This window comes from Acidovorax sp. (assembly GCF_022763525.1).
Classification (GTDB): domain Bacteria; phylum Pseudomonadota; class Gammaproteobacteria; order Burkholderiales; family Burkholderiaceae_C; genus Acidovorax.
Genome location: NZ_JALEGG010000280.1, coordinates 1 through 26,748, shown reverse-complemented (window position 1 = coordinate 26,748; position 26,748 = coordinate 1). Strand labels below are relative to the sequence as shown.

Below are 26,748 nucleotides of genomic sequence, written 5' to 3'. Positions count from 1 at the left end.
TTGCGGTTCATGGTGATGGCTCCTTGATAAAGAGAGGTTAGAAATGGGCGCGATTCGGTTGCGCTTTGCCTACAGGGATTGAAACCGGCGCGATCCAGGCCAGGGCCGCCGTGCAAGGGCCGCCCCGCCGCACGGGCGGCGTCCCCCTTAGGGGGAAGGCGCGAAGCGACTCAGGGGGTGTTCACGCTTTGGCGCGCGTCACCAGAAAGTCCACGATGTGGTTGCGCAGCGCGTAGTAGCCGTCCAGGTGATGCAGGCTGGTGCGCGTGCGTTCGCGTGGCAGCGGGTTCACCACCACCTCGGCGATGCCGCCGGGGCGGTAGCCCTCGGGCGTCTCGTTGCCGTTGCTCATCAGCAGGATGCGGTCGGCCAGCAAGATGGCTTCGTCCACATCGTGGGTGATCATAAAAACCGTCTGCTGCGTCTGGCGCACGATGGCCATCAGCTCGTCCTGGATGGTGCCGCGCGTGAGCGCATCCAGTGCGCCAAAGGGTTCATCCAGCAGCAACATCTTGGGCTGGATGGAGAACGCGCGCGCAATGCCCACGCGCTGCTTCATACCGCCTGAGAGCTGTGAGGGCTTCTTGTCAATGGCGGGGCTCAGTCCCACCAGCGCCACGAACTTCTCCACATGCGCATCCACCTGGCTCTTCTTCCAGTCGGGCCAGCGCGACTTCACGGCAAACGCGATGTTCTGGCGCACCGTGAGCCAGGGCATGAGCGCGTGGCTCTGGAACACCACGCCCCGGTCCAGACTGGGACCGGCCACTTCGCGCCCGTCCATGATGACGGTGCCCGAGGTGGCGGTGTCCAGCCCCGCCAGCACGTTCAGGATGGTGGTCTTGCCACAGCCCGAGTGGCCAATGATGCAGACGAACTCGCCCTTGTCGAGCGTGAACGACACATCGGCAAACACGGGCTTGGCGGGCACAAAAGCCTTGCTCAGCCGGTCGATCTGGAGGAAGCCTTGGGTCACGGCAGAGGCCTTTCGTTGCGGGGCGTCAGTGGCAAGAGGGGCTGGAACAGCCGGGCGCTGGGCGACATCACTCCACATAGGTCACCACCTTCTGCAGCTGGCCGAAGGCCAGGTCGAGCAACATGCCCACCACGCCAATCACCAGGATGGCAAAGATCACGTTGGTGAGCGACAGGTTGTTCCACTCGTTCCACACGAAGTAGCCAATCCCCGTGCCGCCCACCAGCATCTCGGCCGCCACGATCACCAGCCAGGCGATGCCCATGCTGATGCGCATGCCCGTGAGGATGGTGGGCGCTGCGGCGGGCAAGATCACCAGGAAGGCCTTGCGCAGCGGGTTGACCTGCAGCGTGGCCGACACGTTGAGCCACTCGCGCTTGACCGATGCCACGCCAAACGCCGTGTTCACCAGCATGGGCCACACCGAGCAGATGAAGATCACAAAGATGCCCGAGATGGATGAGTCTTTGATGGTGTAGAGCGCGAGCGGCATCCACGCCAGCGGGCTGATGGGTTTAAGCACCTGGATGAAGGGGTCGAACGCACGGCGCAGCAGCGGCGACATGCCGATGATGAAACCGAGCGGTATCGCCACCAGGCAGGCCAGGCCAAAGCCCAGCGCCACGCGGCCCAGCGAGTGCGCCAGCTGGATGGCGATGCCCTTGTCGTTGGGTCCGTTGTCGTAGAACGGGTTGGACAGGTGGCTCCACACCGTGCTGCCCATGGCACCCAGCGTGGGAAAGCCGCCGCTTTTGGACGCGCCCGGGTCCTTGCCCATCATCTTGGCGTACTCGATCTGCTCGGCCGTCATGCCCGCCGTGCCGCCGCTGGCACCCGACGAAGACGTGGCCACGTACCAGATGCCCAGCAGTGTCAGGAAGATGAGCACGGACAGCAGGCCCCCGCGCAGGTTGAGGTTCTTGGCGGCAGTCATGTCATGCCGCCTTGCGGATGGGGAAGCTCTTCGCGTATTCGGCAGCCTTCGCCGCATCGAACTCGCGACCCATGATCTTGAACTTGGGGTACGCGCCCTCTGGCACCTTCTGGTCCAGCGCCTTCATCTGCTTTTTCGCGTCGGTGATGAGGAACACTTTTTCGGCGATCTGCTTGTAGTCCACATCGCCCTTGATGTAGCCCCAGCGCTGCATCTGCGTGAGCATCCACACGGCCATGCTCTGCCAGGGCATGGGGTCGAAGTCTGCGCGATCGGGCACGTTCTGGATCTTGCCCAGGCCATCGGCGAATTTGCCGGTGAGCACCTGATTGATCACGGCCTCGGGCTGGTTCAGGTAGGCCTGGGGCGCAATGACCTTGGCGATCAGCTCGCGGTTCTTGGGGTCGCGCGCCATGGCGGCCGAGGTGAGCACCGCGCGATACAGCGCGGCAAAGGTGTTGGGATTCTTCTGGATGAACTCGGTGCTGGTGCCGAAGGCGCAGCAAGGGTGGCCGTTCCACAGGTCCTTGGTGAGCAGGTGGATAAAGCCTACCTCCTCGAACACAGCGCGCTGGTTGAAAGGATCGGGGCCCAAGAAGCCGTCGATATTGCCCGCGCGCAGGTTGGCAACCATCTCAGCCGGTGGCACCACGCGCAGCTGCACATCGGTGTCGGGGTTCAGGCCCGCCTCGGCCAGGTAGTAGCGCAACAGGAAGTTGTGCATGCTGTACTCGAAGGGGATCGCGAACTTGAAGCCCTTCCAGTTCTTCGGATCGCGGTTGTCCTTGTGCTTGAGGCTGAGCGTGATGGCCTGGCCGTTCACGTTCTGGATGGTGGCCACGTTCATGGGTGTGGCGTTGGAGCCCAGGCCCATGGAGATCGCGAGCGGCATGGGCGAGAGGAAGTGCGTGGCGTCGTACTCCTTGTTGATCATCTTGTCCCGAATCAGCGCCCAGCCCGCTGTCTTGGTGACTTCGACATTCAGGCCCTGCTTGCTGTAGAAGCCCAGCGGGTGGGCCATGATCAGCGGCGTGGCGCAGGTGATCGGGATGAAGCCGATCTTGAGATTGGTTTTTTCCAGTGCGCCCTGTTTCTCTTGCGCCATGGCCTGCAGGCTGGCCACGGGCAACACGCTGGCAATGGCCGCCATGGCTGTGCCCTTGCCCACGGCCTTGATGAAGCGGCGGCGCACCGCGTCTTGCGGAAACAACGCCTTGACCAGCGTGGCCTCGATGAACTCGTTGCTGTACAGCTCGAACTCGCGGGTCTCGCTGCGCTGGCGCAGGGTGGCTGCAGCGGCATCGGCCGAGACCTCGGCATGGTGGTCGGCCACCGTGTGGTCGCGACCACAGCTGCATTTCAGCATCAACGGGCGGTCGGCATCGTAGGGCGAGAAGAATTCGGACATGGCACACCTCGAAGAAGTTGGTGCCAGGCGTTACGCAAAGCGCGGGCCAGTTTTTGCCGGTGCCGGCCCTCTGTCATGAATTCGTGGGTGTGGTGTCTACAGCGTGTAGGGCCAGCACTACAAATCGGTCGCGCAACGCACCGAATTCACTCTGCTGGTGTGCCGCGCGCCAGCAGAGCAAGCTCCACATCGTTGCGCGCACCGGTCTTTTCGAGGATGCGGGCGCGGTAGGTGCTCACCGTGTTGGGCGCGAGCTTGAGCTGCGCACCAATTTCGCTCACGCTCTGCCCGGCCGTGAGCAGACGGAACACTTGGTGCTCTCGATAGGAGAGCGCGTCCACCCCCGCAGGCGCGCCCTGCTGGGCGGCGCGCACCACGCCGGTGCGCTCCACCGCACCCGCCAGGGCTTGGGCCGTGGCCTCTGTCAGGTAGCGCCCGCCCGCCGCCACCTTGCGCACGGCGGCCACCATGTCGTCGGGGTCGGCGCTTTTATGCAGGTAGCCCGCTGCGCCCATCTGGATACAGCGCACCGCATATTGCCGCTCGGGGTAGGTGCTGAGCATCAGCACCGGCAGCGCAGGCCAGGCCTTGCGCAGCGCCTGCAGCACTTCAAGGCCGTCCATGCCCGGCAGGGCGATGTCCAGCAGTACCAGGTCTACGCCCAGCGCACCCGTGGGCCCTTGCAGCGCCGCGACCTGCTCCAGCACCTCGCTGCCCTGGGTGGCTTCGGCCACCACGGTGATCTCGGGCGTGCCGTTGGCGGGGTCGCCCAGCACCTGCTTGAGCCCCTCCCGCACGATGCGGTGGTCGTCTCCGATCAATACGCGAACCACGGAATTCATGACAGCTCCAGAGGAATCAGCAATTGCAGGCATGAGCCCTGCCCCGGCTCGCTGGTGATGCTCAGCTGGCCTCCCAACTGCCGCGCCCGCTCGCGCATGCCCATCACGCCATAGGCGGTGGGCGCCTCCAGCGCCTGGCGGGTGGCGCCCACGCCGTTGTCGCGCACACGCAGTTGCAGCACATCGTCCTGCACGTCAATCGCAATGTCGATGGCGCTGGCCTGCGCGTGGCGGCCCACATTGCTCAGCATCTCCTGGAAGATGCGGAACACGGCGATGGCGGCGGGCTCGGGCAGGTGCAGGGTGGCGGGCACGTCCATGTGCCACGCCAACTCCAGCTCGGCCGACTGCCCAAACTCCTGCGCTTGCCACTCCAACGCCGCCCACAGGCCCTGGTGGTCCAGGATGCTGGGGCGCAGGTCGGTGATGATGCGACCCACGTTGTCCACGGCGTTTTCGATAAGGCGGCTCATGTTCTGGCATTTGCACCGCATCTGGGTGCGCATGTCGCCCGCGGCCTCGGGCGTGCGCTCGCCCTGCTCGCCCAGTCGCTTGTGCAGCCAGTTCACATCCATCTTCAGCGCCACCAGCAGGCTGCCCAGCTCATCGTGCACCTCTCGGGCAATGCGGGTGCGTTCGTCCTCGCGCACCTGCTCCGAGTAGGCTGACAGTTCACGCAGCTGCGCCAGCGCCTGCGACAGCTCTTGGGTGCGCGCGGCCACGCGGCGCTCCAGCTCGTCATTGGCGCGGGCCAGGTCGTCGTGCGCGCGCTGCAGTTCGTCGGCGGCACGCTTGCGGCTGGTGATATCCACGAACGCAATGACGGCACCATGCACCTGGTCACCTTCCAGGATCGGGTGGCTGGAATACTCCACGGCAAACGCCGAGCCATCGCGGCGCCAGAACACCTCGGTGTCCACCCGGCAAGGCAGGCCTTGGCGGAACGCGTTGAAGATGGGGCAGTCGCTGTCGGCATACGGGCTGCCGTCGGGGTGGCTGTGGTGGGTGAGCGCGTGCATGTTGCGCCCCATCACCTCCTCGGCGGCAAAGCCCAGCATCTGTGCGCCCGCCCGGTTGATGAACACGCAGTTGCCCGCCAGGTCAATGCCAAACACGCCTTCGCCCGTGGACTCCAGCAGCAGCCCCAGGCGGTTTTGCCAGAGGGCGCTGGCACCGGTGAGCAGGTTCAGGACATGGGTGGGCATGGCAGCACCCAAGCAATGGGCGTGCCCAGGTGGCGACCAGGAACACATCGGGGACTGTGCGCCCGACCGCCAACATCGCACAATAAGCGGATGCAAACCGTTACCCCGTCCTCCGTGGCCACCGTGGCCCCGCCCCCGCCGTCGGTATGGCGCCCGCCCAGCCTGTCCATGCGCTGGTGGCCCGTGTTCCTGCGCAACCTGCTGGTCTGGCGCAAGCTGGCGATCCCCAGCCTGGTAGGCAATATTGCCGAGCCGCTGATGTGGCTGGTGGCCTTTGGCTACGGCATGGGGGCCCTGGTGGGGCAGGTGAACGTGGGCGGCGCGGCGGGCGACACCAAGGTGCCCTACATCCTGTTCCTGGCCAGCGGCTCCATCTGCATGAGCGCCATGAACGCGGCCAGCTTCGAGGCGCTGTACTCGGCCTTCTCGCGCATGCATGTGCAAAAGACCTGGGACGGCATCATGAACGCGCCGGTCAGCCTGGACGACGTGGTGCTGGCCGAGATGCTGTGGGCGGCGTTCAAGGCGCTGTTCACCGTGACGGCCATCCTGGGCGTGATGCTGGCACTAGGCATCAGTCACAGCCCCAAGCTGCTGGTGGCCTGGCCGGTGCTGCTGTTTGTCGGCATCATGTTCTCCAGCATCGCGCTCATCTTCAACGCCCTGGCCAAGGGGTATGACTTTTTCACCTACTACTTCACGCTGGTGCTCACGCCCATGATGTTTCTCTCGGGCGTGTTCTTCCCGCACGAGCAGTTGCCCCCCATCGTGCGCGCCATCTCCGACTGGCTGCCGCTGACCAACGCGGTCGAGCTGGTGCGCCCGCTGTTCATGGACCAGTGGCCCGCCCACCCCCTGCGCCATGGCCTGGTGCTGATGGTGACCACGGTGGTGGCCTTCTGGGTGGCCCTGGCCCTGACCCGCAAGCGCTTCAAGGCATGACCTTGCTGCTCGGCCCCAGCCATATCGCCATGGTGGCCAAGGGCGTGTCGGCCATCGTGGCGTCCCGCGATGCGGCCCTGCGCCCGAGCATCATGCGGGCCGTGGGCAGCCACATCAGCAGCGATGGGCAGGAAGTCACGGTGTACCTGCGGCGCAGCCAGTCCGAACAGTTGCTGCAGGACATTGCGCACACCGGCGAGATTGCCGTGGTCTTCAGCGTGCCATCCACCCACCAGACGCTGCAGCTCAAGGCCCGCCGGGCCACGCAGCGCCCGGCCCATGACGGCGACGTGCCCGTGTTGCAGGCCTACCTGCAGTCCATGGTGCAGGAGGTGGGCCAGGTCGGCTACGGGCCGCAGTATGTAGCGGCCATGCTGGCAGCGCCGCTGCAGGATGTGGTGGCCGTGAGCTTCACGCCCACCAGCGCGTTCGACCAGACGCCGGGCCCGCGCGCAGGCGCGGAGTTGTGTTCGCCACCCACATCACCGTCACCACCTACGCCGCAGCCATGAGCACCGCAGCGCCGTCCCTGCACAGCATCCGCCCCTGCCTGGAGGGTGCGATTCCCGCCATCATGGCGACCTGCGACCCCGACGGCACGCCCAACGTGGCCTACATCTCGCAGGTGGTCTATGTGGATGCGGCGCATGTGGCGCTGTCGTTCCAGTTCTTCAACAAGACCCGCCAGAACATCCTGCGCAATCCGCGTGCGTCCGTGCTGGTGCTGGACCCGCTCACTGCCCACTTCTACCGCCTGCACCTGCTGTACGAACGCACCGAGGACAGCGGCCCGGTGTTCGAGAGCATGCGCGCGCAGCTGGCGGGCATTGCGTCGCATTCGGGCATGGCCGAGGTGTTTGAGCTCAAGGGCGCCGACATCTACGCCGTGGAGCGCATCGAATCGGTGGCGGGCGAAGGCCTGCCGGCACCCGCGCCACGCTCCGGGCTGCTGCACACGCTGCGTCTGTGCAGCGAAGGCATCGCGCGCTGCACGGGGCTGGACGAATTGCTGCAAGGCGCGCTGCAGGGTCTGCAGGACAAGCTGGGCATCCAGCACGCCATGGTGCTAATGCTGGACGCCAGCGCCCAGCAGCTCTACACGGTGGCCAGCTGCGGCTACGCCACGTCGGGTGTGGGCTCCGAGATCCGGCTGGGCCAAGGGGTGATCGGCATGGCCGCGCGCGAGCGAACGCCGGTGCGCATCAGCCACATGACGCACGCTGCCCTGTACAGCCAGGCCATCCGCGAGAGCATGGACGCGCATGCCGCGCCTGATGCGCCCCCGCTGCGCGGCATGGACATCCCCTACCCCGGCCTGCCAGAGCCGCACAGCCAGGTGGCAGTGCCGCTGCTGTCGGCCGGGCGCCTGCTGGGCGTGCTGTTTGCCGAGAGCCCCGAGGACGTGCGCTTTGGCTTTGAGGATGAGGACCTGCTGGTGGCCATTGCGGGCCAGCTGGCCGCGGCCATCGACCTGCTGCAGGCCGCGCCCGATGCGCCCGAGCCGCTGCCTGCTCCGACGGCGGCACCGCCGGTGAGCGGCAGCGCACTGCGGGTGCGCCACTTTGCGGCCAACGACAGCGTTTTCATCAACGACAACTACCTGATCAAGGGCGTGGCGGGCGCCATCGTGTGGAAGCTGCTGCGCGACCACCAGCACACCGGGCGCGTGGACTTCACCAACCGCGAACTGCGGCTGGACCCCGCCCTGCGCCTGCCCGATGTGGCCGACAACCTGGAAGCCCGCCTGCTGTTGCTGCAGCGCCGCCTGCAAGAGAACTGCCCACACATCCACATCGAAAAAACGGGGCGCGGGCGTTTTCGGCTGTGCGTGCTGCGCCCTGTGGTGCTGGAAGACGCCTGACGCCTTCACGCCACTGATTTCTCAAAGTCAGTGCACCAGACCCGGCACCACCGGCAGGCCCAGGCTGCGCATCAGCTTGGTCCACTCGGGCTGCGTGAGGTGCGGCTGCACCTGCGCCAGCACTGCGGCCAGCACGGGGGCGGGCGCATGCTGTTGCATGTCCGACAGCATGGCCGTGCGCTCGGCCGGCGACATGTAGGGCACCATCCAGCGGGCCACCACCATCATTTCGTGCGGGGGGATCGAGGCCACCAGCGCATCGTGCACGCCCGCCAGCTCCGCGTCGGTGTAGCACTGCCACAGCACACGGTTGTGCGCAGTTTCTTCCTCGTGCATGTGCTCGAAGTTGTGCGCCACAAACAGTGCCAGCTGCCGGTACAGGGCCAGGGTGGCCGCCGGACGTGCGGGCTTGGCGCAGGCCATCAGGTGGTTCACCCCGTCGGCCAGGGCCGTGATGGCCTGTTCGTGCTCCACATGTTCACCGGCAATGCTCTGGCTGGAGCCGGGCTGGCGCGCCTCCATGGCGGCGTGCACAAACTGGTTCTCGTGGTGCAGGTGCGCGCGGCACAGGTCCAGCAGCTGCATCACGCGGTCGCAGGTCTGGGCAAACTCCAGGTCGTCGTCCACATCCATGCGCCCCAGGCCCAGCAGCGTGTCGGCCATGAAGGCGCGCAGCGCCTTGTGGATGCTGGCGTACATGTCCATGCGGGGGGCGGCGGGTTGGGCTTGGGTCAGTGCGGCAATTTCGCGGGCATCAATCTTCATCACGTTCTTTCATGGCCTCTGTGGCTCTTGCAGCGCCTTTTTTTGGGCGCCGGGCCGGGTGCACCACGCACCCGCTTCCATGCCAAGAAGTCTAGAAATTCGCCGCGTTCTTGCCTGTTAAAAACTCCTTAAACAGACCCTTTGAAAACCTTAAATATCGCGTTCCGCGCGCCAAACGTGAAATCGTTCACGGCGCGGCGCGCAGCAGGTCCACCGCTTTTTCCGCAATCATCACCGTGGGCGCATTGGTGTTGCCGCTCACGATGCGCGGCATGATGGACGCGTCCACCACACGCAGGCCGGCGAGGCCATGCACGCGCAGTTCGGCATCCACCACGTCCATGGGCCCAGGCCCCATGCGGCAGGTGCCCACGGGGTGGTAGATGGTGTCGGCGTACTGGCGGATGAACTGCTCGATCTCCGCGTCGGTGCGCGCACTGGCCGAGGCCGCCAGCTCCTTGGCGCCGAACTTCGCGAGCGCCGGTTGCATCAGGATCTCGCGCGTACGCTTGAAGCCACGCACCATGCGCGCCATGTCGTCGGGATCGGCCAGGAAGTTCGGGTCCACCAGTGGCAAGGCCATGGGGTCGCGGCTGGCCAGCGTGACCGAGCCCCGGCTCTTGGGCTGCAGCAGGCACACATGGGCCGAGTAGCCGTGGCCGAACACCGTCTTGCGGCCGTGGTCCACCAGCTTGCCGATCACGAAGTGCAGTTGCAGATCGGGCGCAGCCTCTGACGGGTCGCTCTTGATAAAGCCGCCCGCCTCGGCAAAGTTGGTGGTCAGCATGCCGGTGCGGTGCTTGCGCCATTCGACGATGCCGCGCAGCGTCTGCGCCATGCCCGACAACGAGAGGCCGAACAGGTCCTTGAGCTCAGGGGCGTCCAGCACCTGCACCACGTCGGGGTGGTCGTGCAGATGCTGACCCACGCCGGGCAGGTCGTGCAGCACCGGGATGCCGTGTTGCTGCAAATGCGCGGCAGGCCCCACGCCCGACAGCATCAGCAACTGCGGCGACAGCAGCGCGCCCGCACTCAGCAGCACCTCGCGCCCGGCGCGGACCTGCTTGATCGCGCCACCCTGGCGGTACTCCACGCCCACGGCGCGCGAGCCGTCGAACAGGATGCGCGTGGCGTGCGCGCCGGTGATGACCTGCAGGTTGGGCCGCGCCAGGTGCGGCGTGAGGTAGCCCTTGGCCGCGCTGTGGCGCTCGCCGTTCTTGTGCGTGACCTGGTACAGGCCCACGCCTTCCTGCGTGGCGCCGTTGAAGTCGGTGTTGTGCACTTCGCCAGCCTGCACGCCGGCTTCGGTGAAGAGGTGGCTGAAGCGGTGCGGGCTGCGCAGGTCCGCCACATTGAAAGGGCCGCCCTGGGCGTGCCAGGCATCAGCGCCGCGCTCGTTGTGCTCGGCTTTCAGGAAGTAGGGTTCCACGTCCTCCCAGCCCCAGCCCGGGTTGCCCTCTGCGGCCCAATGGTCGTAGTCGGCATGCTGGCCGCGGATGTAAACCATGGCGTTGATGGAGCTGGACCCGCCCAGCACCTTGCCGCGCGGCTGGTAGCCCTGGCGGTGGTTCAGCGCGGCCTGCGGGGTGGTGTTGAAACCCCAGCCGTTGAGCTCGAACTTGGCCATCACGGCCAGCCCTGCAGGGCAGTGGATGAGCACGCTGGTGTCGGCCGGACCGGCCTCCAGCAGGCACACGCGCACGGTGGGGTCTGCGCTCAGGCGGCCGGCCAGCACGCAGCCCGCCGAGCCGCCGCCGATGATGATGTAGTCGAACATGCTGTAGTGTCTCCTGCGCCCCTTCGCAAGGCGGCCGGGGCCACGATAACCGAACGACCGTGCGATTCGGCTTACCATCCTGCCCATCCGTTTCACTTTGAAGAGGGCTCTCTATATGACGATTCAGACCGTAGGCATCATCGGCGCGGGCACCATGGGCAATGGCATTGCGCAGGCCTGCGCGGTGTCGGGCATCAACGTGGTGATGGTCGATATTTCGGATGCTGCAGTGCAAAAGGGCCTGGCCACCGTGGCCGGCAGCCTGGACCGATTGATCAAAAAGGAAAAGATCACCGAGGCCGACAAGTCCGCCGCGCTCGCCCGCATCAAGACCTCGACCAGCTACGACGACCTGAAGGCCGCGCAGCTCGTGATCGAGGCCGCCACCGAGAACTACGAGCTCAAGCTCAAGATCCTCAAACAGGTGGATGCGCTGGTGGCGCCCGAAGTGATCATTGCCTCCAACACCTCGTCCATCTCCATCACCAAGCTGGCCGCCGCCACCAGCCGCGCCGACCGTTTCATCGGCATGCATTTCTTCAACCCCGTGCCCATGATGGCGCTGGTGGAGATCATCCGCGGCCTGCAGACCAGCGATGCCACGCACGACGCCGTGAAGGCCCTGGCCGAGGCCCTGGGCAAGAGTCCCATCACCGTGAAGAACGCGCCCGGCTTTGTGGTCAACCGCATCCTGGTGCCGATGATCAACGAGGCCTTCTTCGTGCTGGCCGAGGGCCTGGCCACCCCCGAGGACATCGACGCGGGCATGAAGCTGGGCTGCAACCAGCCCATCGGCCCACTGGCGCTGGCGGACATGATCGGCCTGGACGTGTGCCTAGCCGTGATGGAGGTTTACCTGACCGAGTTTGGCGACAGCAAGTACCGCCCCTGCCCGCTACTCAAGGAAATGGTGGCCGCCGGCCGCCTGGGCCGCAAGACCGGGCGCGGCGTGTACAGCTACTGAGCGTCAGCCAGGTAGAAGGCCCCCGCGCGGCGCTTGGGGGCCAGGATGAGTCCTCAAACGCTCGAGCAGTCTCCCGCTAGGTCGCGTGCAGGATCTTCCCCACCGGCAACTGGGACCGCCGGTCGCGCGCCACCTTCAGGCCTTGGCTTTGAATGCCGGCAGCTTGTCGCCCAGGCGTGCCCCCATCTCGGCCCCCAGGGCCTGCAGGCCGCTCAGGGGGCGCACCATGACTTCGAACTCGGTGATCTGGCCTTGCTCGTTGAAGCGCACCAGGTCAATGCCCTTGAGCTGCTTGTCGCCCACGCGGGCGCTGAACTCCAGCACGATGTTCAGGCCGTCGTCGGTAGCCAGCTGGCGGTGGTAGGTGAAGTCCTCAAACACCTGGATGACCGTGGACAAGGCCAGTTGCAGCGCGGGCGCGGAGGCGTAGGGCGTGTTGGCCATGGGCGAGCGGAACACCGCGTCGGGGTGCACGATGGAGGACAGGTTCGACAGATCGCGGCTGGCCACCATCTGGTGCCATGTCTTGAGCGAACGGGCGACGGCGCGGTGGATGTTCTTCGGGGCTTCGGTCATGGAATGTCTCCTGGGGTTGGGGTCAGAAATCAGATGCGGGCGGCGAGCGTGGTGCCCTGCAGGATGGCGCGCTTGGCGTCCAGCTCGGCCGCCACGTCGGCACCGCCGATGAGGTGGGTGCTCTGCCCTGCGGCCACCAGCGCGTCGTACAGCGCGCGCAGCGGCTCCTGGCCGGCGCAGACCACGACGTGGTCGACCTCCAGAACCTGCAGCGCGCCGCCATCGATGCGGATGTGCAGGCCCGCGTCGTCCACACGCTCGTAGGCCACGCCCGAGCTCATGCCCACGTTGCGCGCCTTGAGCGAGGTTCGGTGGATCCAGCCCGTGGTCTTGCCCAGCTGGTCGCCCACCTTGCTGGTCTTGCGCTGCAGCAGGTGGACATGGCGGGCGGGCGCCTCCACCTGCGCGGCGCGCAGGCCGCCAGCATGGGCGTAGCTGGCGTCAATGCCCCACTCGGCGTTGAACTTGGCAGGCGCCAGGGCGCCGCTCTCACCCTCGTGCGTGAGGTACTCGGCCACGTCAAACCCGATGCCGCCCGCGCCGATCACGGCCACGCGCTGGCCCACTGGCTTCTTGTCGCGCAGCACGTCCAGGTAGCTCAGCACCTTGGGGTGGGTGATGCCCTCGATGTCCGGCGTGCGCGGCTGGATGCCCGTGGCCACCACCACCTCGTCATAGCCCTTGCCTGCCACGTCGCTCGCCTGCACGCGGGTGTTCAGGCGCACGTCCACACCTTGCAGCTCCAGCTGGCGGCGGTAGTAGCGCAAGGTTTCGTGGAACTCTTCCTTGCCCGGCACCTGCTTGGCGATGTTGAGCTGGCCGCCGATCTCTGCCGCCGCATCGAACAGCACCACGGCATGGCCGCGCTGCGCGGCCGTGACGGCAAAGCTCAGGCCCGCAGGACCGGCGCCGACGACGGCAATGCGCTTCTTCGCCGCCGCGGGCGCGATGACCAGCTCTGTCTCATGGCAAGCGCGGGGATTGACGAGGCAGCTGGTGATCTTGCCGCCGAAGGTGTGGTCCAGGCAGGCCTGGTTGCAGGCGATGCAGGTGTTGATCTCGTCGGCTCGGCCCTGCCGCGCCTTGCGCACGAAGTCGGCATCGGCCAGCAGCGGGCGCGCCATCGAGACCATGTCCGCGCAGCCCTCGGCCAGCAGGCGCTCAGCCACCTCAGGGGTGTTGATGCGGTTGGAGGTGATGAGCGGTATGCCCACCTGCCCCATGGCCTGCTTCGTGACCCAGGCGAATCCGGCCCGGGGCACCTTGGTGGCGATGGTGGGAATGCGTGCCTCGTGCCACCCGATGCCGGTGTTGAGGAGGGTGGCGCCTGCCGCCTCGATGGCCTGGGCGAGCTCGATCACCTCGGCCAGGGTGGAGCCGCCTTCCACCAGGTCGAGCATGGACAGGCGGTAGATGATGATGAAGTTCGGTCCCACGCGCTCACGCGTGCGGCGCACGATCTCCACGGGGAACCGGATGCGGTTGGCATAGCTGCCGCCCCAGGCATCGTCGCGCTGGTTGCTGCGCGCGGCGATGAACTCGTTGATCAGGTAGCCCTCCGAGCCCATGATCTCCACGCCGTCGTACTGCGCGTGCTGGGCCAGCGCGGCGCAGCGCACGAAGTCCTCGATGGTCTCCTCCACCTCCTCGGCCGTGAGTGCGTGCGGCACGTGGGGGTTGATGGGCGCGCGCAGGGCGCTGGGCGCCACCAGGTCGCGGTGGTAGGCGTAGCGGCCAAAGTGCAGGATCTGCATGGCGATCTTGCCGCCCTCGGCATGCACGGCCTGCGTCACCTTGCGATGGCGCTCTGCCTCGTGCTCGTTGGCCAGCATGGCTCCGCCCGGCATGGGCCGGCCGCGCTCGTTGGGCGCAATGCCGCCGGTGACGATCAGCCCCACCTCGCCGCGCGCCCGCTCGGCATAGAAGGCGGCCATGCGCTCAAAGCCGTGGGGCACCTCTTCGAGCCCCACATGCATGGAGCCCATGAGCACGCGGTTCTTCAGGGTCGTGAAGCCCAGATCCAGCGGGGCGAGCAGGTGCGGGTAGGGGCTTGCCGCTTCGGCGCCCCCGGCAGATGGCACTGCGGCCTTGGGAGCCGCGGGAGAAACAGGGGCATTCAACATGGCGTCCTTTGTGTTTATGCAACCAGTTGCATGAATTTAGTGGCGTTCCATCGTTTGCGCAACTGGTTGCACAAACAACGCTGTGGCGCGGTTGAGGCAAGATCGCGCGTCTGGAAACCCGTTGTCTGGCGCCTTCTCCCATGTCTTTGCCCCACGCCCTCCTCACCGCCCTGGTCGAGCACCCCTGCTCTGGATCGGAACTGGCCGAGCGGTTCGACCGGTCCATTGGCTACTTCTGGCACGCCACGCACCAGCAGATTTACCGCGAACTTGCGCGGCTGGAAGAAGCGGGCTGGATCGAGGCGCTTCCTGCGGAGACGGGGCGCGGCCGCAAGCGGCAGTTCCGGCTGCTGCCCGCAGGCCGCAAGGAACTGCGCCGCTGGATAGCCCAGCAGGACGACCCGGTGCCCCTGCGCGACGCGCTCATGGTGCGGCTGCGCGCAGAAGCGGCGATTGGCCCCTCAGGGCTCGAAAAGGAAATCGCACGGCGCATGGCGATGCACGAGCAAAAGCGCGCCCTCTACCAGCACATCGAGCAGCGCGACTTTGCGGGCCGCGACCTCAGCCGGGAGAAGCGGCTGCAGCACCTCGTGCTCAAGGCCGGCATCTTGCAGGAAGAAATGTCGCTGGCCATCTCGAAAGAAGCGCTGCAGATCTTGCGCGAGCCGTCGAAGAAGGCGTGACGGGCCTTGCAGGCAGCCCCCGGCTGCGCGGCGGGACGCATCTGTCCCACGGGAGACCGCCCGAGCACCGCGTTGCGATTTCAATCGCGGCAAGGAGACCTCTGCGCCATGCCCACCCTCACCGCCACCACGCCACCAGCCGAAGGCTGCATCGACACCCAGGTGCTGGGCCATGTGCTGCTGATCGGCATCAACCGCCCCGCCAAGCGCAACGGCTGGACGCCGCCCATGTTCCGCCAGCTGGCCGAGGCGTACACGCGCCTCGATGACGACCCCGCCCTGCGCGTGGGCGTGCTGCATGCGTTTGGCGACCACTTCACCGCCGGGCTGGACCTGCCGGCCGTGAGCGCCTACATGCAGCGCGGCGAAAAGGCCATCCCGGAAGGCCTGGTGGAGCCGCACGACTACGGCCTGCCCGGCTACCGTCGCCGCACCAAACCCATGGTGGTGGCCGTGAAGGGCATCTGCTTCACCGTGGGCATCGAGCTGATGCTGGGCGCCGACATCGTGGTGGCTGCCGACAACTGCCGCTTCTCGCAGATGGAGGTGCAGCGCGGCATCATGGCCACGGGCGGGGCCACGCTGCGCATGGCCGAGCGCGCGGGCACGGGCAATGCACTGCTGCATTTGCTGACCGCCGACGAGTTCGGCAGTGCCGAGGCGTACCGTTTGAACTTCGTGCAGAAGGTGGTGCCGGCTGGCCAGGAACTGGACGAGGCATTGGCGATTGCCCAGCGCATCGCCGCCCAGGCGCCCCGGGCGGTGGTGGCCACGCGCTTGAATGTGCTCAAGGCCATCGAGCAAGGGCAGGAGGCTGCGGTGGCGGACTTCATTCCGGTGCAGAAAGAGCTGACCAACAGCGAGGACGCGGCCGAAGGCGTGCGCGCGTTTGTCGAGCGACGGCCCGCGCAGTTCAGCGGGCGGTGATGGACTGATGGTTCGTTGGCGCCTGAACCGCCACTTGCCAAATTCAAGCCCAATCGGCCACCAGCGCCGATAAATATTGCGCAGGCAGCTCTGCTATTGATAGCAGATCCTCCAGAACGGGGCGTGGACCCAGCGCTCCCGCATGCACATGCGGAGCGCGCGAATAGCACCGATGGCGCAGCGCCGCTCCCCCACCGACACAATCCCCTGCGTTAACAAAGTTTTTCACAATTCAATTGCACGCAATTTAATTTGCGCCCACAATTCACCCCATGCCCAGCCCCAGCACCCCCACCACTCCCAGCCCCGCCATCCTGCGGCTGGACAACCAGGTCTGCTTTGCGCTGTATTCCGCGTCCCTCGCGATGACCAAGCTCTACAAGCCGCTGCTCGACCGCATCGGCCTCACCTACCCCCAGTACCTCGTGATGCTGGTGTTGTGGGAGCAGGACGGCGTCACCGTATCCGAGCTGGGCGAGCGCCTGTTCCTGGACTCCGGCACGCTCACGCCGCTGCTCAAGCGCCTGGAGGCGCAGGGCCAGATCGCCCGTCTGCGGGACGTGCAGGACGAGCGCCGTGTGCGCATCACCCTCACGTCGCAAGGCCATGCGCTGCGTGACCAGGCCGAGGCCATTCCGCAGTGCGTGCTGCAAAGCAGCCAGTGCTCGATTGCCGAGCTGACGGCCCTGACCGCCGAACTCAAACAACTGCGGGACCGGCTCAGCCAACGCTGACCCAGCCGGCCACCCGCTTCAACGATTCCCTCCAACGCCCGCCAGTGGGCAACAACCGCAAGGAAGACACCATGACCAAGCTCGAAAAAGTCCTGTACACCGCCAAGTCGCACGTGACCGGTGGCCGCGATGGCGCCGCCAAGACCGACGACGGCCGCCTGGAAGTCAAGCTGTCCTCGCCCGGAACCTCCGGCACCGGCACCAACCCCGAGCAGCTGTTTGCCTCTGGCTACGCCGCCTGCTTCATCGGCGCCATGAAGGCCGTCGGCGGCAAGATCGGCATTCCCGTGCCGCAGGACGTATCCATCGACGCCGAAGTGGACCTGGGCCCCATCCCGAACGCCTACGGCATCGCAGCGCGCCTGAACATCAGCCTGCCCGGCCTGGACAAGGCCACGGCCCAGAAGCTGGTGGACGCAGCCCACCAGGTCTGCCCCTACTCCAACGCCACGCGCGGCAATATCGACGTGACCATCACGGTGGTGTAAGCCCATGGGCCGCCTGCTGATCCCTCGCATCGCGGTGGCCCTGGTGGCCATCGAGCATGTGTACATCCTCGTGCTCGAAATGTTCTTCTGGAACAAGCCGCTGGGGATGAAGACGTTCAACCTGACCCAGGAGTTGGCCGACGCCACCACCACGCTGGCCGCCAACCAGGGGCTGTACAACGGTTTTCTGGCGGCGGGCCTGTTCTTTGGGCTGTTCACCGGCAACCGGGTGTTCAAGATCTTCTTCCTGGCCTGCGTGATCGTGGCGGGGGTGTTCGGCGCGGCCACGGCGGCGCCCAAGATCTTCTTCAGCCAGGCGCTGCCAGCGATCATCGCGCTGGGCCTGGTGCTGGCGCTGGACAAGAAACCCCACGCCTGAGCTCAAAGCCACTACAAGATCAATAGCTGCCAGCGCTTGCCAATCAAGCGCTAGCAGCTATTTTTGTTGAAGTTCAAGGGAGCACCGCTCGGCTTTCTTGCAAGCTGCCGTTCAGCGATCCGCGCGATGATGGGGGCGGAGACAAGAAGAGAAAGACCGCCCATGAAGATCGCCCTGCTGTCCGACATCCATGCCAACCGCCAGGCGCTCGACGCCTGCCTGCAGCATGCGCGTGCCCAGGGCGCGCAGCAGTTTGCGCTGCTGGGTGACCTGGTGGGCTATGGCGGCGACCCCGTGGCCGTGGTCGAGCAGGCCATGGCCCTGGCCCAAGGCGGCGCACTGTGCGTGCTGGGCAACCACGACGCCATGGCCCTGGCGCCCCCGGCCACACCGCGCAACCGCAGCGAACTGGGCGCCCAGTGGACGCACGACCACCTGAGCCCCGAACACCGCGCCTTCCTGCAATCGCGCCCCCTCACGGCCCGCCTGGGACCCAGCGCCCTGCTGGTGCACGCCAGCGCGGACGCGCCCGACCAGTGGCGCTATGTGGAAGATTCCAACGCTGCCGAGCGCAGCATGACCGCCGCCCAGGCCATCGATCCGGCCATCCGCTATGTGTTCTGCGGCCACGTGCATGCGCAGGCGCTGTACTTCCTCACGCCCACCGCCAAGCTGATGCGCTTTTCGCCTGAGCCTGGCGTACCGGTGCCCGTGCCACCCCACCGCCAGTGGCTGGGCATCGTGGGCTCGGCAGGCCAGCCGCGCGATGGCGACGCGCGCGCCATGTACGCGCTGTTCGACGAGGCCGCGCGCCAGCTCACGTTCTTCCGCATCCCCTACGACCACCTGGCCGCCGCCGCCGCCATCCGCGCCGCGGGGCTGCCCGACTTCTATGCGGACCGGCTTGAGAAGGGCTTGTAAAAAATGGGGCTTGTGAGGCCCGAATGGTTGCGCGAGGGACAACCCCATGAAACTGCTTGAACCCGGCACCGAGATCGATGGCTTCCGCGTGGTGGACTGCATCCACGCAGGCGGCATGGCCCACATCTATGCGGTGGAGTACGCCCAGCCTGGACGCAGCCCGGGCTTTCCGATGGCGATGAAGATCCCCCGCATGACGGCAGGAGACGGCGCCGAGAACATCGTGAGCTTCGAGGTCGAGCTCACGATCCTGCCCGTGCTCAGCGGTCCGCATGTGCCGCGCTTCGTGGCGGCGGGCGACCTCCTGCGGCTGCCCTACCTGGTGATGGAGTACATCTCCGGCCAGACCCTGCAGGACTGGATGGGCGAAGGGCGGGGCCGCTGCGACACCGCCACCATCGCCCGCCTGGGCGCCGCCACGGCCCGCGCCGCGCACAGCCTGCACCAGCAGAACGTGTGCCACCTCGATTTAAAGCCCGCCAACGTGCTCATCAAGGAGGACGGCACGGCCGTGCTGCTGGACTTCGGCCTCTCCTGCCACGCGCACTACCCCGACCTGCTGGCCGAAGAGATGCGCCAGGCCGTGGGTTCGCCCGCGTGGATCGCGCCCGAGCAGGTGGTGGGCGTGCGCGGGGACCCGCGCAGCGACATCTTCGCCATCGGTGTCATGCTGTACGAGCTGGCCACGGGCGAACTGCCCTTTGGCGCGCCCACCACCAGCGGCGGCATGCGCCAGCGGCTGTGGATGGCGCCCGTGCCCCCGCGCAGGCACCGCGCCGACATTCCGCCCTGGCTGCAGGAAATCATCCTGCGCTGCCTGGAGCCGGTGGCATCCAACCGCTACCCTTCGGCCGCCCACCTGGCCTTCGACCTGGCCAACCCCGAGCAGGTGCTGCTCACCGAACGCAGCGAACGCCTGCGCGGCACGCCCTGGCGCACGCACCTCAAGCACTGGCTGCGCGCCGCGGGCATGCACTACCAGCCCAGTCCCCTGCCCGCGCAGCAGATCGAGGACACGCCCATCCTGATGGTGGCCGTGCCCCATGCCGACGTGACTGACGCCACGCTCTATTCGCTGCGGCAGGCCGTGGCGCGCTCGCTGGGCATCCGCCCCGGCGCGCGCCTGGCCTGCGTGACGGTGATCTCGCCGTCGGCCAGCAGCACCAGCGACAGCCAGCGCAGCGAGACCACGCTGCACCGCCAGCACATGGCCCGCCTGCGCCAATGGGCCCAGGGGCTGGACCTGGCGGGCCACCCGGTGAGCTACCACGTGCTGGAAGCGGGCGACGTCGCCCACGCCCTGGTGCGCTATGCCGCCAACAACCACGTGAGCATGATGATCCTGGGCGCAGCCACGCACGGCCTGCAGATGCAGCGCTTCATCGCCACCGTGCCCATGCGCGTGGCGCGCGATGCACCCTGCACCGTCATCCTGGTCAAGCAGGCGCTGCCGTTCGAGCAGTTGGGGCAGGGGTTCGCGGGCTGATCCTGTCGAAGCCTCGCGCAGCGCTTTTACAAGCTCATCGTGCGGCTGGAGATGCGCGCTGGGGAAGCCCGCTGCCCGGATGTCACCCATGCGCCGCGCCCGCCTTGAACCCCAGCGCGCTTTCGTTTAGCGTGCCGCCATGACCACCACCACCCTCCTCGTGCGCCAGGACCAGCTGGCCACCACCCGCCTGATGACCACCGACGAGCCCGTGCTGGCGGACGGCGAGATCCGCGTGCGGGTCGATGCCTTCGCCCTCACGGCCAACAACATCACCTATGCCGCCATGGGCGACATGCTGAACTACTGGCAGTTCTTCCCCACCGGCGAGCCTGGCTGGGGCATCGTGCCGGTATGGGGCTTCGGCAAGGTGATGGCCTCGCTGCACCCCGACGTGACGGTCGGTGAGCGTCTGTACGGCTACTGGCCCATGGCCACGCACGCCGTGCTCGCGCCGCAGCGTGCCAATGCCCTGGGCTTCAGCGACGGGGCGCCGCACCGCGCCGCGCTGCATGCGGTCTACAACCACTACCTGCGCACCGACACCGACCCGCTGTACCGCGCTGACAACGAAGACGTGCAGGCGCTGCTGCGGCCGCTGTTCATCACTTCGTGGCTCATCGACGACTTCCTGGCGGACCAGCAGTTCTTCGGCGCGCGGCGCATGCTGCTGTCCAGCGCCTCCAGCAAGACGGCCTACGGCACCGCGTTCCAGCTGGCGCAGCGCGCAGGCATCGAAGTCATCGGGCTCACATCGCCGGGCAACGTGGCGTTCTGCGAGAGCCTGGGGTGCTACCACCGCGTGGTCCCGTACGACGTACTGGAAAAGACGCTGGAGGGCGCCACCCCCAGCGTGTACATCGACTTTGCCGGCAGCGTGGGCCTGCGCCAGCGCGTACACGCCCACTTCGCCGGCCTGGCCTACAGTTGCGCCGTGGGTGCGAGCCATGTGGCCGACCTCGGCGGTGCGGGCCAGTCGCCCGGTCCCCGCCCGGTGATGTTCTTCGCCCCCGCACAGGTCAAGAAACGCATCTCGGACTGGGGTGCCCAGGGCCTCAACGATCGCCTGGTGGCCGCCTGGAACCAGTTCAGCACGGCCGTTGCGGCCGGGCCCCAGCCCTGGCTGGCGGTGCAGCACCACACGGGGCCCGAGGCCACGCAGGCGCTGTTCGCCGCGTTGCTGGCAGGTGGCGGCGACCCGCGGGCGGGCCACATCGCGACCATGCACCCGGGCTGAAGCACCGGCGTCGGTCGGTACCGGGGTGGGGCAGCGACAATGGGGCATGACCCCCATGCCTCCCGATGTGTCCGGCGCCAACGCCGGCACGCCCGCTGCCCCCGAACCACACCCCTACGCCCAACTCACCCCCGACCACGTGCTTGATGCGCTGGCCAGCGTGGGCCTGTATGGCGATGGCCGGCTCATGGCCCTGTCGTCCTACGAAAACCGCGTGTACCAGGTCACACTGGAAGATGGCGAGCGTGTGGTGGCCAAGTTTTATCGCCCTGGCCGCTGGAGCGAGGCCCAGATCCTGGAAGAACACGACTTTGCCGCCGAGCTGATGGCGGCCGAGGTGCCAGCCGTGGGGCCGCTGGTACTGAACGGCGCCACCTTGCACCGGCACCATGGATTTGCGTTTTCGGTGAGCCCCTGGCGCGGCGGCCGCCAGCCGGAGCTGGACGATTTCGAGGTGCTCGAATGGATCGGCCGCTTCCTGGCCCGCATCCACACAGTGGGCGCGGCGCGGCCCTTCGCGCACCGCCCGCTGCTGGACCTGGAGAGCTTCGGGACGGCGTCTCGCGACTGGCTGCTCACGAACGAGATCATTCCGCTCGACATGCAGGGCGCCTGGAAGGAACAGTGCGATAAAGCTCTTGAATTGATAGCTGCCAGCGCTTATGCAGAAAGCGCTGGAGCCCCCTTTGGCTTGAAAGATGCGACTCCCATCCGCCTGCATGGAGACTGCCACCCCGGCAACATCCTCTGGACGCCACTGGATGAATGGGGCCGCGGCGGCCCGCACTTTGTGGACCTGGACGACGCGCGCATGGGCCCGGCCGTGCAGGACCTGTGGATGCTGCTGTCGGGCGACCGCCGCCAGCGCACCCACCAGCTCAGCGCCCTGCTCGACGGCTACGAGCAGTTCCGCAGCTTCGACCGGCGCGAGCTGGCGCTCATCGAGCCGCTGCGCACACTGCGCCTCATCCACTACAGCGCCTGGCTCGCCCGCCGCTGGCAGGACCCGATCTTTCCGGCGAACTTTCCCTGGTTCGGCACCAGCGACTACTGGCGCGGGCAGGTGGACATGCTGATCGAGCAGATCGAAGCCATGCAAGAGGCGCCGCTGGCGGCCTGACACGGGGTCCCCGCGTGCTGGGGGCACTTCACTGCCGCACCAAGAAAAAAAGCCAATGCGCATGGCTGCGCACTGGCTTTTCTGGTTTCGCCGGCTTTGCTGGCCTGGGCTGGCAATTGCCCGCCAGCGGGTCAGAAGCCTGGCGTCGGCTTAGAAGCGCCGCCGCAACGCCGGGTTCTGCCAGGCGATCAGGCCCAGCACGGCGGCCAGCAGAATCAGGCCCCATTCCGACAGCGTGGGCACGTTGGTGGCGTTGCCCGACACGGTGGTGTTGGCGCTGGCCGTGTTGTTGGACGGGTCCGTATCGCCAGGCGCGTCCACCGAGGCCGTGTTCACCAGCGGCCGGGCCCCGGTGTAGGGGGTCGACAGCATGGTGCTGATGGTGAACGTGCGCGAAGCGCCCGCCGCCAGCGGTCCCACGGCACAGCGCACGGTGCCTGCGGTGTTCACGCAACCGACGGCCGAGACAAAGTTGACGCCGGCGGGCAGCGTGTCCACCACCTGCGCCCCATCGCTGGCCAGGGGGCCGTTGTTGGTGACCACCAGCGTGTAGTCCAGCGCGGCGCCGGGTGCCAGCGGGCCCGCGGGCGCGGTCTTGGTGAGCGCGAGGTCCGTCGCCACCGTGAAGCGGCGGGCGGTCGTGTCGTGCGTGACCTCGTTGTTGGCCAGGGTGGTTTCGGTTTCATCCACCGTCACGCTGGCGCGGTTGAAGGCAGTGCCGCTGGTGGCGCCATCCACCGTGAGCGTTTCGGCACGCATCACATAAGTCACCGTGGCTGACTGGCCGCTGGCCAGACCGGGGAAGGTACAGGTCAGCGTGCCGGCCGTGACACCCACCGCAGGCTCGGTACAGCTGCCGCCGTTGTTCACGGTGAGCGAACCCTGGTAGCTGAACGTCGCGGTGGGCGAAGAGCCCGGCGCGGGGAAGATGTCCGTGAGCACGACGTTGGTGCCGAAGGACGGACCGCTGTTGTTGATGGTGATGGTGTAGGTGGTGGGCTGGCCCAGGTCCACCGGGTCGGCGCTGTCCACCTTGTTCACCAGGATGTCCAGTTGCGCCGCCGTCACCGCCGTGGTGGTGGTGGCAGAGTTGTTGGTGGTGTCCGATTCGGCGGTGGAGGTGGATACGTTGACCGTGTTCACCACATTGCTGCCAGCGGCCGTACCCAGGGGGCGCAGTACGTAGGTCACCGTGTTCTGTGCACCGCTGTTCAGGCTGGCCCAGGTGCAGGTCAGCGTGCCGCCCGTGGCGCCGACGGCGGGCGTGGTGCAGCTGCCGCCGCCGGATGCGCTGGCGCTCACGAAGGCGGCGTTGGCGGGCAGCACGTCCACCACCTGCACGTTCTGCGCGGTGGAGGGGCCGTTGTTGCGCACCGTGGCCACGAAGGTGATAGGGGCGCCCGCGGGCACGCTCAGCGGCGTCGCGGTCTTGGCGGCCGTGATGTCCACGATGGCGGTGACCTGGCTGGTCACGCTGGCGCTGTTGTTGCCGGTGTTGGGGTCGCCCACGTCCGGCGACGTGACGCTGGCCGTGTTGGTGCGGTTGCCCGTGGCGGCGATGCTGGGGCGCACGACCAGGGTGATGGTGGCTGTGGCGCCCGCATTCAGCGTGCCCAGGTTGCAGCTCAAGTTTTGCGAGGTGCCGTTGGTCACGCCGTTGGGCGTGCAGGCGCCTTGCGATGGCACGGCCGACTGGAAGCCGCCGGTGTTGATCAGGCTCGCGAGCGCGTCGGTCACCGTCACGTTGGTCGCGGCGTCAGGGCCGAGGTTGTCCACCGTGATGACGTAGGTCAGGTTCTGGCCCGCCACCACCGGGTCCGGGGTCGCGGTCTTGGAGACGACGCGCAGGTCGGCCCCGGTGGCGGTGGCTACCACGCCTACGCCCGTGCAGTCATTGGCGGCATTGCTGTCGGTGCGCGCGCCAGCGCCCAGCGCCACGCAGGCATTGTTGGTGGCCGTGCCCACGCCGGTGAGCACGGCAGAGACGGTCACGACCGGGGCATCGGTGTTCACGGCCCGGCCGTCGCTTCGGGTACAGCTCCAGTTGGCAGGGCCAGAGACCGGGAGTGCATCGCAGGTCCAGCCCACCGCACTCACCACGCTGTTGAGCGTCACGCCGGCAGGAACCTGGTCGGTGATGGTGATGGCTTGGCCTGCAGGCACCGCGAGCGGACCCAGGTTGCGCGCCGTGAGCGTGTAGTTGAAGGGCACATTGGGCACCACCGGGTTGACGCTGGCCGTCTTGGTCAGTCGCATGTCCGCATCGTTGCTGGCGGTGACATTGATGCTGGACGTGTTGTTGGCCGGCACCGGGTCGGCCAGTGGCGTGCTGACGCCTGCCGTGTTGCCCAGAACGCCGGGCGCGGTGGCCGTGGCAACGATCGTGATCACGGGCATGTTGGTGAAGTTGGCGCCCGCGTATCCGGCTCGGGTGCAGCTGATGGTGGCGTCGCAGGTCCAGCCGGTGCCGGTGGCGGACACCAGCGTCAGCCCGGCGCCCAGGGTGTCCGTCACGGTGATGGGCGTTGCTGCCAACGACACGCCGCCATTCAGGCGGGGCGTGAGGGTGTAGGTCACGTTGTCGCCCACGCCCACGTTGGCGAGGTTGCGCGTCTTGGTGATGGACACATCGGCGCCGTCGGTGGCCGTGACGTTGGCCGAACTGGTGTTGTTGGCCGTGTTGCCATCGGGCATGGCCGAGTCATCCGGCTTGACGCCGCTGACGGCGAAAGCTGCGGTGACGGTGCCATTCACGTTGGCCACTGCAGGCACGGTGAGCAGCGCGGCCGACGCCCCGTTGGCCAGGGTACCGCTGCGGGTGCACGTCACGGTGCCGCTGTTGATGGGGTACCCGGAAGCGGGCGTGCACGACCAGCCGGCCCCCGTGGGCACGCCGGTGATGGACGCGCCGCTGGGCACGGTGAACGTGATGCGCTGGCTGCCCGTGGCGTCATCGGGGCCGTTGTTGGCCACCTGCAGCCCGTAGCTGAACGCCTCGCCCGCCGCCACGTTGGCCGCCGAAGGCGTTGCCACCACAGCGAGGTCCGCGGCCTGGGTGGCCGTGGTGTCCTGCGTGTTGTTCACGTTGTTGCTGGTGTTGGGGTCGGACGTGACGGCGCTGGCGGTGGCGGTGTTGGTCCACACCCCGGCCGAGGGCAGGCGCACGCGAATGGTGACCGTCTGGTTGGTGTTGAACGGGATGTTGCCCAGCGCGCAATCGACCACGCCGCCCGCCTCGCTGCACGAGCCGGCGGTGGTGGTCACATCCACGAACTGGGAGCCTGCGGGGATGGTGTCGCTCAGGGTGACGCCGGTGGCACCGTTGGGCCCGTTGTTGTCGATGCGCAGTGTGTACGTGAAGATGCCGCCCGCCGGCCCAGGGTCTGGCGAGTCGGCATGGTTGATCACCAGGTCGGCCGATTGCGCGAAGGCGGCTCCGGCGGAGAGGCTGGCAGCCAGCAGCAGCCAGCGCAGGGGACGCAGGCGGCGCACCACGGGCTGGGAAGGCTGCGTTGCGGCCTGCGGATGGGCAATCCTTGCGGACCCGCCGGGTGCCGGGGGCGCGAACCAACGAGCGCATGCGCTCGTCCAGGCTCGCGTCAATCGATGGGACATTGAAATTCTCCTGAGGTGAATGGCTCCGTTTTCCGCCCACGCCGCGACCTCACCGAACCCTTGCGGATCGGCAAAAAAGAAGGGGTGCGTGGAGATGCCCTGGCCGCCGGGGGAACCAAGGCACGGTGGAATTTAGCGATCGCGGCGGCGTGTAACCGTCCAGTGACAATCGTTAACGTTCTGTCGCATTATTGCTGATGATTTGTAACCAGTTGCGACGCCTGGCGGAAAGCCGCTTGCCCCGGCTGGGCTATGCTGCGCGCTTTGCCATCCACCAAGCGGTTTGACATGAAGGACCTGTTTCGCACGCTGCTCTCGATTCGCCAAAAGCGCCGATCCCCACCGGTGGGGCCCTTGCCGCCGGTGGGCGCCACCATCATTCGCGGGCAGGTCAGGATGGCGATCACCCAGCCGGTCCCCCGCGAGCTGTGGGACTGGCTGGTGCTGTCGGGATGGCGCAACTTGCCGGTCAAGAAGGACCGGCGCCAAGGGCTGACCGTGCCTGAGGGCGCGCTGCAGGAGCTGATCGACGCCGACCCGCAGGAGCGCAACCGTGCGCATACCCGCATCCTGGAGCAAGCGCGGGCGCTCCCCCCGAACTGAAGCGTCCGTAGCGGCAGCCCCCAAGAAAACGGCGCCTTCACGGCGCCGTTTTCATTGCTTCATTTTTCATAGCATTCAGCGCTTGTGAAACAAGCGCTTGATGCCATTTTGATAGCCCATCAAGCCAGCAGGGCGTTGACCCTCTTGACGTAGGCTGCCGGATCTTCCGGCAGACCGCCCTC

General features: G+C 67.1%; 24 protein-coding genes. 14 read left to right on the top strand and 10 right to left on the bottom strand.

Annotated features, from left to right (window positions below; translation table 11 throughout):
• Nucleotides 1-181 precede the first annotated feature (181 nt).
• The 5 genes from MRY84_RS21415 to MRY84_RS21395 form a co-directional block, all read right to left on the bottom strand.
• Nucleotides 182-1,054 (bottom strand): ABC transporter ATP-binding protein, encoded by an 873-nt coding sequence (locus tag MRY84_RS21415; RefSeq protein ID WP_291507697.1) that lies wholly within the window; start codon nucleotides 1,052-1,054, stop codon nucleotides 182-184.
• Complete coding sequence (ntrB, locus tag MRY84_RS21410) at nucleotides 1,044-1,910, bottom strand: nitrate ABC transporter permease (protein WP_291507696.1); 867 nt, start codon at nucleotides 1,908-1,910, stop codon at nucleotides 1,044-1,046. Before ntrB ends, MRY84_RS21415 begins: the two co-directional genes overlap by 11 nt.
• Nucleotide 1,911: 1 nt before the next feature.
• A complete protein-coding gene (locus MRY84_RS21405) occupies nucleotides 1,912-3,318 on the bottom strand; it encodes a CmpA/NrtA family ABC transporter substrate-binding protein (RefSeq protein WP_291507695.1) in 1,407 nt (468 codons plus the stop codon).
• 146 nt (nucleotides 3,319-3,464) lie between these two features.
• Nucleotides 3,465-4,160: a response regulator transcription factor gene (locus tag MRY84_RS21400; RefSeq protein ID WP_291507694.1), complete on the bottom strand. Its 696-nt coding sequence runs from the start codon at nucleotides 4,158-4,160 to the stop codon at nucleotides 3,465-3,467.
• Nucleotides 4,157-5,365: a PAS domain-containing sensor histidine kinase gene (locus MRY84_RS21395; RefSeq protein WP_291507693.1), complete on the bottom strand. Its 1,209-nt coding sequence runs from the start codon at nucleotides 5,363-5,365 to the stop codon at nucleotides 4,157-4,159. The genes MRY84_RS21400 and MRY84_RS21395 overlap by 4 nt, the downstream gene beginning before the upstream one ends.
• A gap of 90 nt (nucleotides 5,366-5,455) precedes the next feature.
• Here MRY84_RS21395 and MRY84_RS21390 point away from each other — a divergent pair, with 90 nt between their 5' ends.
• Genes MRY84_RS21390 through MRY84_RS21380 form a run of 3 tightly spaced genes read left to right on the top strand, consistent with a single transcriptional unit; the run spans nucleotide 5,456 to nucleotide 8,168 of the window.
• Nucleotides 5,456-6,307, top strand: a complete 852-nt coding sequence (locus MRY84_RS21390; RefSeq protein WP_291507692.1) for an ABC transporter permease — start codon at nucleotides 5,456-5,458, stop codon at nucleotides 6,305-6,307.
• Nucleotides 6,304-6,819 (top strand): hypothetical protein, encoded by a 516-nt coding sequence (locus MRY84_RS21385; RefSeq protein WP_291507691.1) that lies wholly within the window; start codon nucleotides 6,304-6,306, stop codon nucleotides 6,817-6,819. Before MRY84_RS21390 ends, MRY84_RS21385 begins: the two co-directional genes overlap by 4 nt.
• Nucleotides 6,816-8,168 (top strand): GAF domain-containing protein, encoded by a 1,353-nt coding sequence (locus MRY84_RS21380; protein WP_291507699.1) that lies wholly within the window; start codon nucleotides 6,816-6,818, stop codon nucleotides 8,166-8,168. Before MRY84_RS21385 ends, MRY84_RS21380 begins: the two co-directional genes overlap by 4 nt.
• A 27-nt stretch (nucleotides 8,169-8,195) precedes the next feature.
• On the opposite strand, the gene MRY84_RS21375 is transcribed toward MRY84_RS21380, so the two are convergent.
• Together MRY84_RS21375 and MRY84_RS21370 are read right to left on the bottom strand one after the other, a co-directional pair.
• Nucleotides 8,196-8,933, bottom strand: a complete 738-nt coding sequence (locus MRY84_RS21375; RefSeq protein WP_015012377.1) for a hypothetical protein — start codon at nucleotides 8,931-8,933, stop codon at nucleotides 8,196-8,198.
• Between the two features lie 187 nt (nucleotides 8,934-9,120).
• The gene (locus MRY84_RS21370) at nucleotides 9,121-10,710 is read right to left on the bottom strand and encodes a choline dehydrogenase (protein WP_291507690.1); all 1,590 of its coding nucleotides are present in this window, start codon (nucleotides 10,708-10,710) and stop codon (nucleotides 9,121-9,123) included.
• A 115-nt stretch (nucleotides 10,711-10,825) separates the two neighbouring features.
• Here MRY84_RS21370 and MRY84_RS21365 point away from each other — a divergent pair, with 115 nt between their 5' ends.
• Nucleotides 10,826-11,674, top strand: coding sequence for a 3-hydroxybutyryl-CoA dehydrogenase (locus MRY84_RS21365; protein ID WP_291507689.1), 849 nt, complete (start codon nucleotides 10,826-10,828; stop codon nucleotides 11,672-11,674).
• 135 nt (nucleotides 11,675-11,809) lie between these two features.
• On the opposite strand, the gene MRY84_RS21360 is transcribed toward MRY84_RS21365, so the two are convergent.
• Together MRY84_RS21360 and MRY84_RS21355 are read right to left on the bottom strand one after the other, a co-directional pair.
• Nucleotides 11,810-12,250 carry a nuclear transport factor 2 family protein gene (locus tag MRY84_RS21360; RefSeq protein ID WP_291507688.1) on the bottom strand — a complete coding sequence of 147 codons (441 nt, stop codon included), beginning with the start codon at nucleotides 12,248-12,250 and terminating at the stop codon, nucleotides 11,810-11,812.
• Between the two features lie 29 nt (nucleotides 12,251-12,279).
• Complete coding sequence (locus MRY84_RS21355) at nucleotides 12,280-14,373, bottom strand: NADPH-dependent 2,4-dienoyl-CoA reductase (RefSeq protein WP_291507687.1); 2,094 nt, start codon at nucleotides 14,371-14,373, stop codon at nucleotides 12,280-12,282.
• Between the two features lie 140 nt (nucleotides 14,374-14,513).
• On the opposite strand from MRY84_RS21355, the gene MRY84_RS21350 reads away from it, so the two are divergent.
• From MRY84_RS21350 to MRY84_RS21310, 9 genes are all read left to right on the top strand, one after another.
• Complete coding sequence (locus MRY84_RS21350) at nucleotides 14,514-15,056, top strand: PadR family transcriptional regulator (RefSeq protein ID WP_291507686.1); 543 nt, start codon at nucleotides 14,514-14,516, stop codon at nucleotides 15,054-15,056.
• 108 nt (nucleotides 15,057-15,164) lie between these two features.
• Complete coding sequence (locus tag MRY84_RS21345) at nucleotides 15,165-15,983, top strand: crotonase/enoyl-CoA hydratase family protein (RefSeq protein ID WP_291507685.1); 819 nt, start codon at nucleotides 15,165-15,167, stop codon at nucleotides 15,981-15,983.
• 272 nt (nucleotides 15,984-16,255) lie between these two features.
• Nucleotides 16,256-16,717, top strand: coding sequence for a MarR family transcriptional regulator (locus MRY84_RS21340; protein WP_291507684.1), 462 nt, complete (start codon nucleotides 16,256-16,258; stop codon nucleotides 16,715-16,717).
• Between the two features lie 71 nt (nucleotides 16,718-16,788).
• Complete coding sequence (locus MRY84_RS21335) at nucleotides 16,789-17,205, top strand: organic hydroperoxide resistance protein (protein ID WP_291507683.1); 417 nt, start codon at nucleotides 16,789-16,791, stop codon at nucleotides 17,203-17,205.
• Between the two features lie 4 nt (nucleotides 17,206-17,209).
• A complete protein-coding gene (locus MRY84_RS21330; RefSeq protein WP_291507682.1) occupies nucleotides 17,210-17,584 on the top strand; it encodes a DUF1304 domain-containing protein in 375 nt (124 codons plus the stop codon).
• Nucleotides 17,585-17,746: 162 nt separating this feature from the next.
• Nucleotides 17,747-18,505 carry a metallophosphoesterase family protein gene (locus MRY84_RS21325; RefSeq protein ID WP_291507681.1) on the top strand — a complete coding sequence of 253 codons (759 nt, stop codon included), beginning with the start codon at nucleotides 17,747-17,749 and terminating at the stop codon, nucleotides 18,503-18,505.
• A gap of 46 nt (nucleotides 18,506-18,551) precedes the next feature.
• On the top strand, nucleotides 18,552-19,991 hold the full coding sequence (locus MRY84_RS21320) for a bifunctional serine/threonine-protein kinase/universal stress protein (RefSeq protein ID WP_291507680.1): 1,440 nt from the start codon (nucleotides 18,552-18,554) through the stop codon (nucleotides 19,989-19,991).
• Between the two features lie 139 nt (nucleotides 19,992-20,130).
• Complete coding sequence (locus MRY84_RS21315; RefSeq protein ID WP_291507679.1) at nucleotides 20,131-21,228, top strand: DUF2855 family protein; 1,098 nt, start codon at nucleotides 20,131-20,133, stop codon at nucleotides 21,226-21,228.
• Nucleotides 21,229-21,283: 55 nt separating this feature from the next.
• Nucleotides 21,284-22,348, top strand: a complete 1,065-nt coding sequence (locus MRY84_RS21310) for a serine/threonine protein kinase (RefSeq protein WP_291507698.1) — start codon at nucleotides 21,284-21,286, stop codon at nucleotides 22,346-22,348.
• 150 nt (nucleotides 22,349-22,498) lie between these two features.
• Here the strand turns inward: MRY84_RS21310 and MRY84_RS21305 are convergent, their stop codons facing one another.
• Nucleotides 22,499-25,963 carry an IPTL-CTERM sorting domain-containing protein gene (locus tag MRY84_RS21305; RefSeq protein ID WP_291507678.1) on the bottom strand — a complete coding sequence of 1,155 codons (3,465 nt, stop codon included), beginning with the start codon at nucleotides 25,961-25,963 and terminating at the stop codon, nucleotides 22,499-22,501.
• Between the two features lie 288 nt (nucleotides 25,964-26,251).
• On the opposite strand from MRY84_RS21305, the gene MRY84_RS21300 reads away from it, so the two are divergent.
• The gene (locus tag MRY84_RS21300) at nucleotides 26,252-26,566 is read left to right on the top strand and encodes a hypothetical protein (protein WP_291507677.1); all 315 of its coding nucleotides are present in this window, start codon (nucleotides 26,252-26,254) and stop codon (nucleotides 26,564-26,566) included.
• The last annotated feature ends 182 nt before the right edge of the window (nucleotides 26,567-26,748 follow it).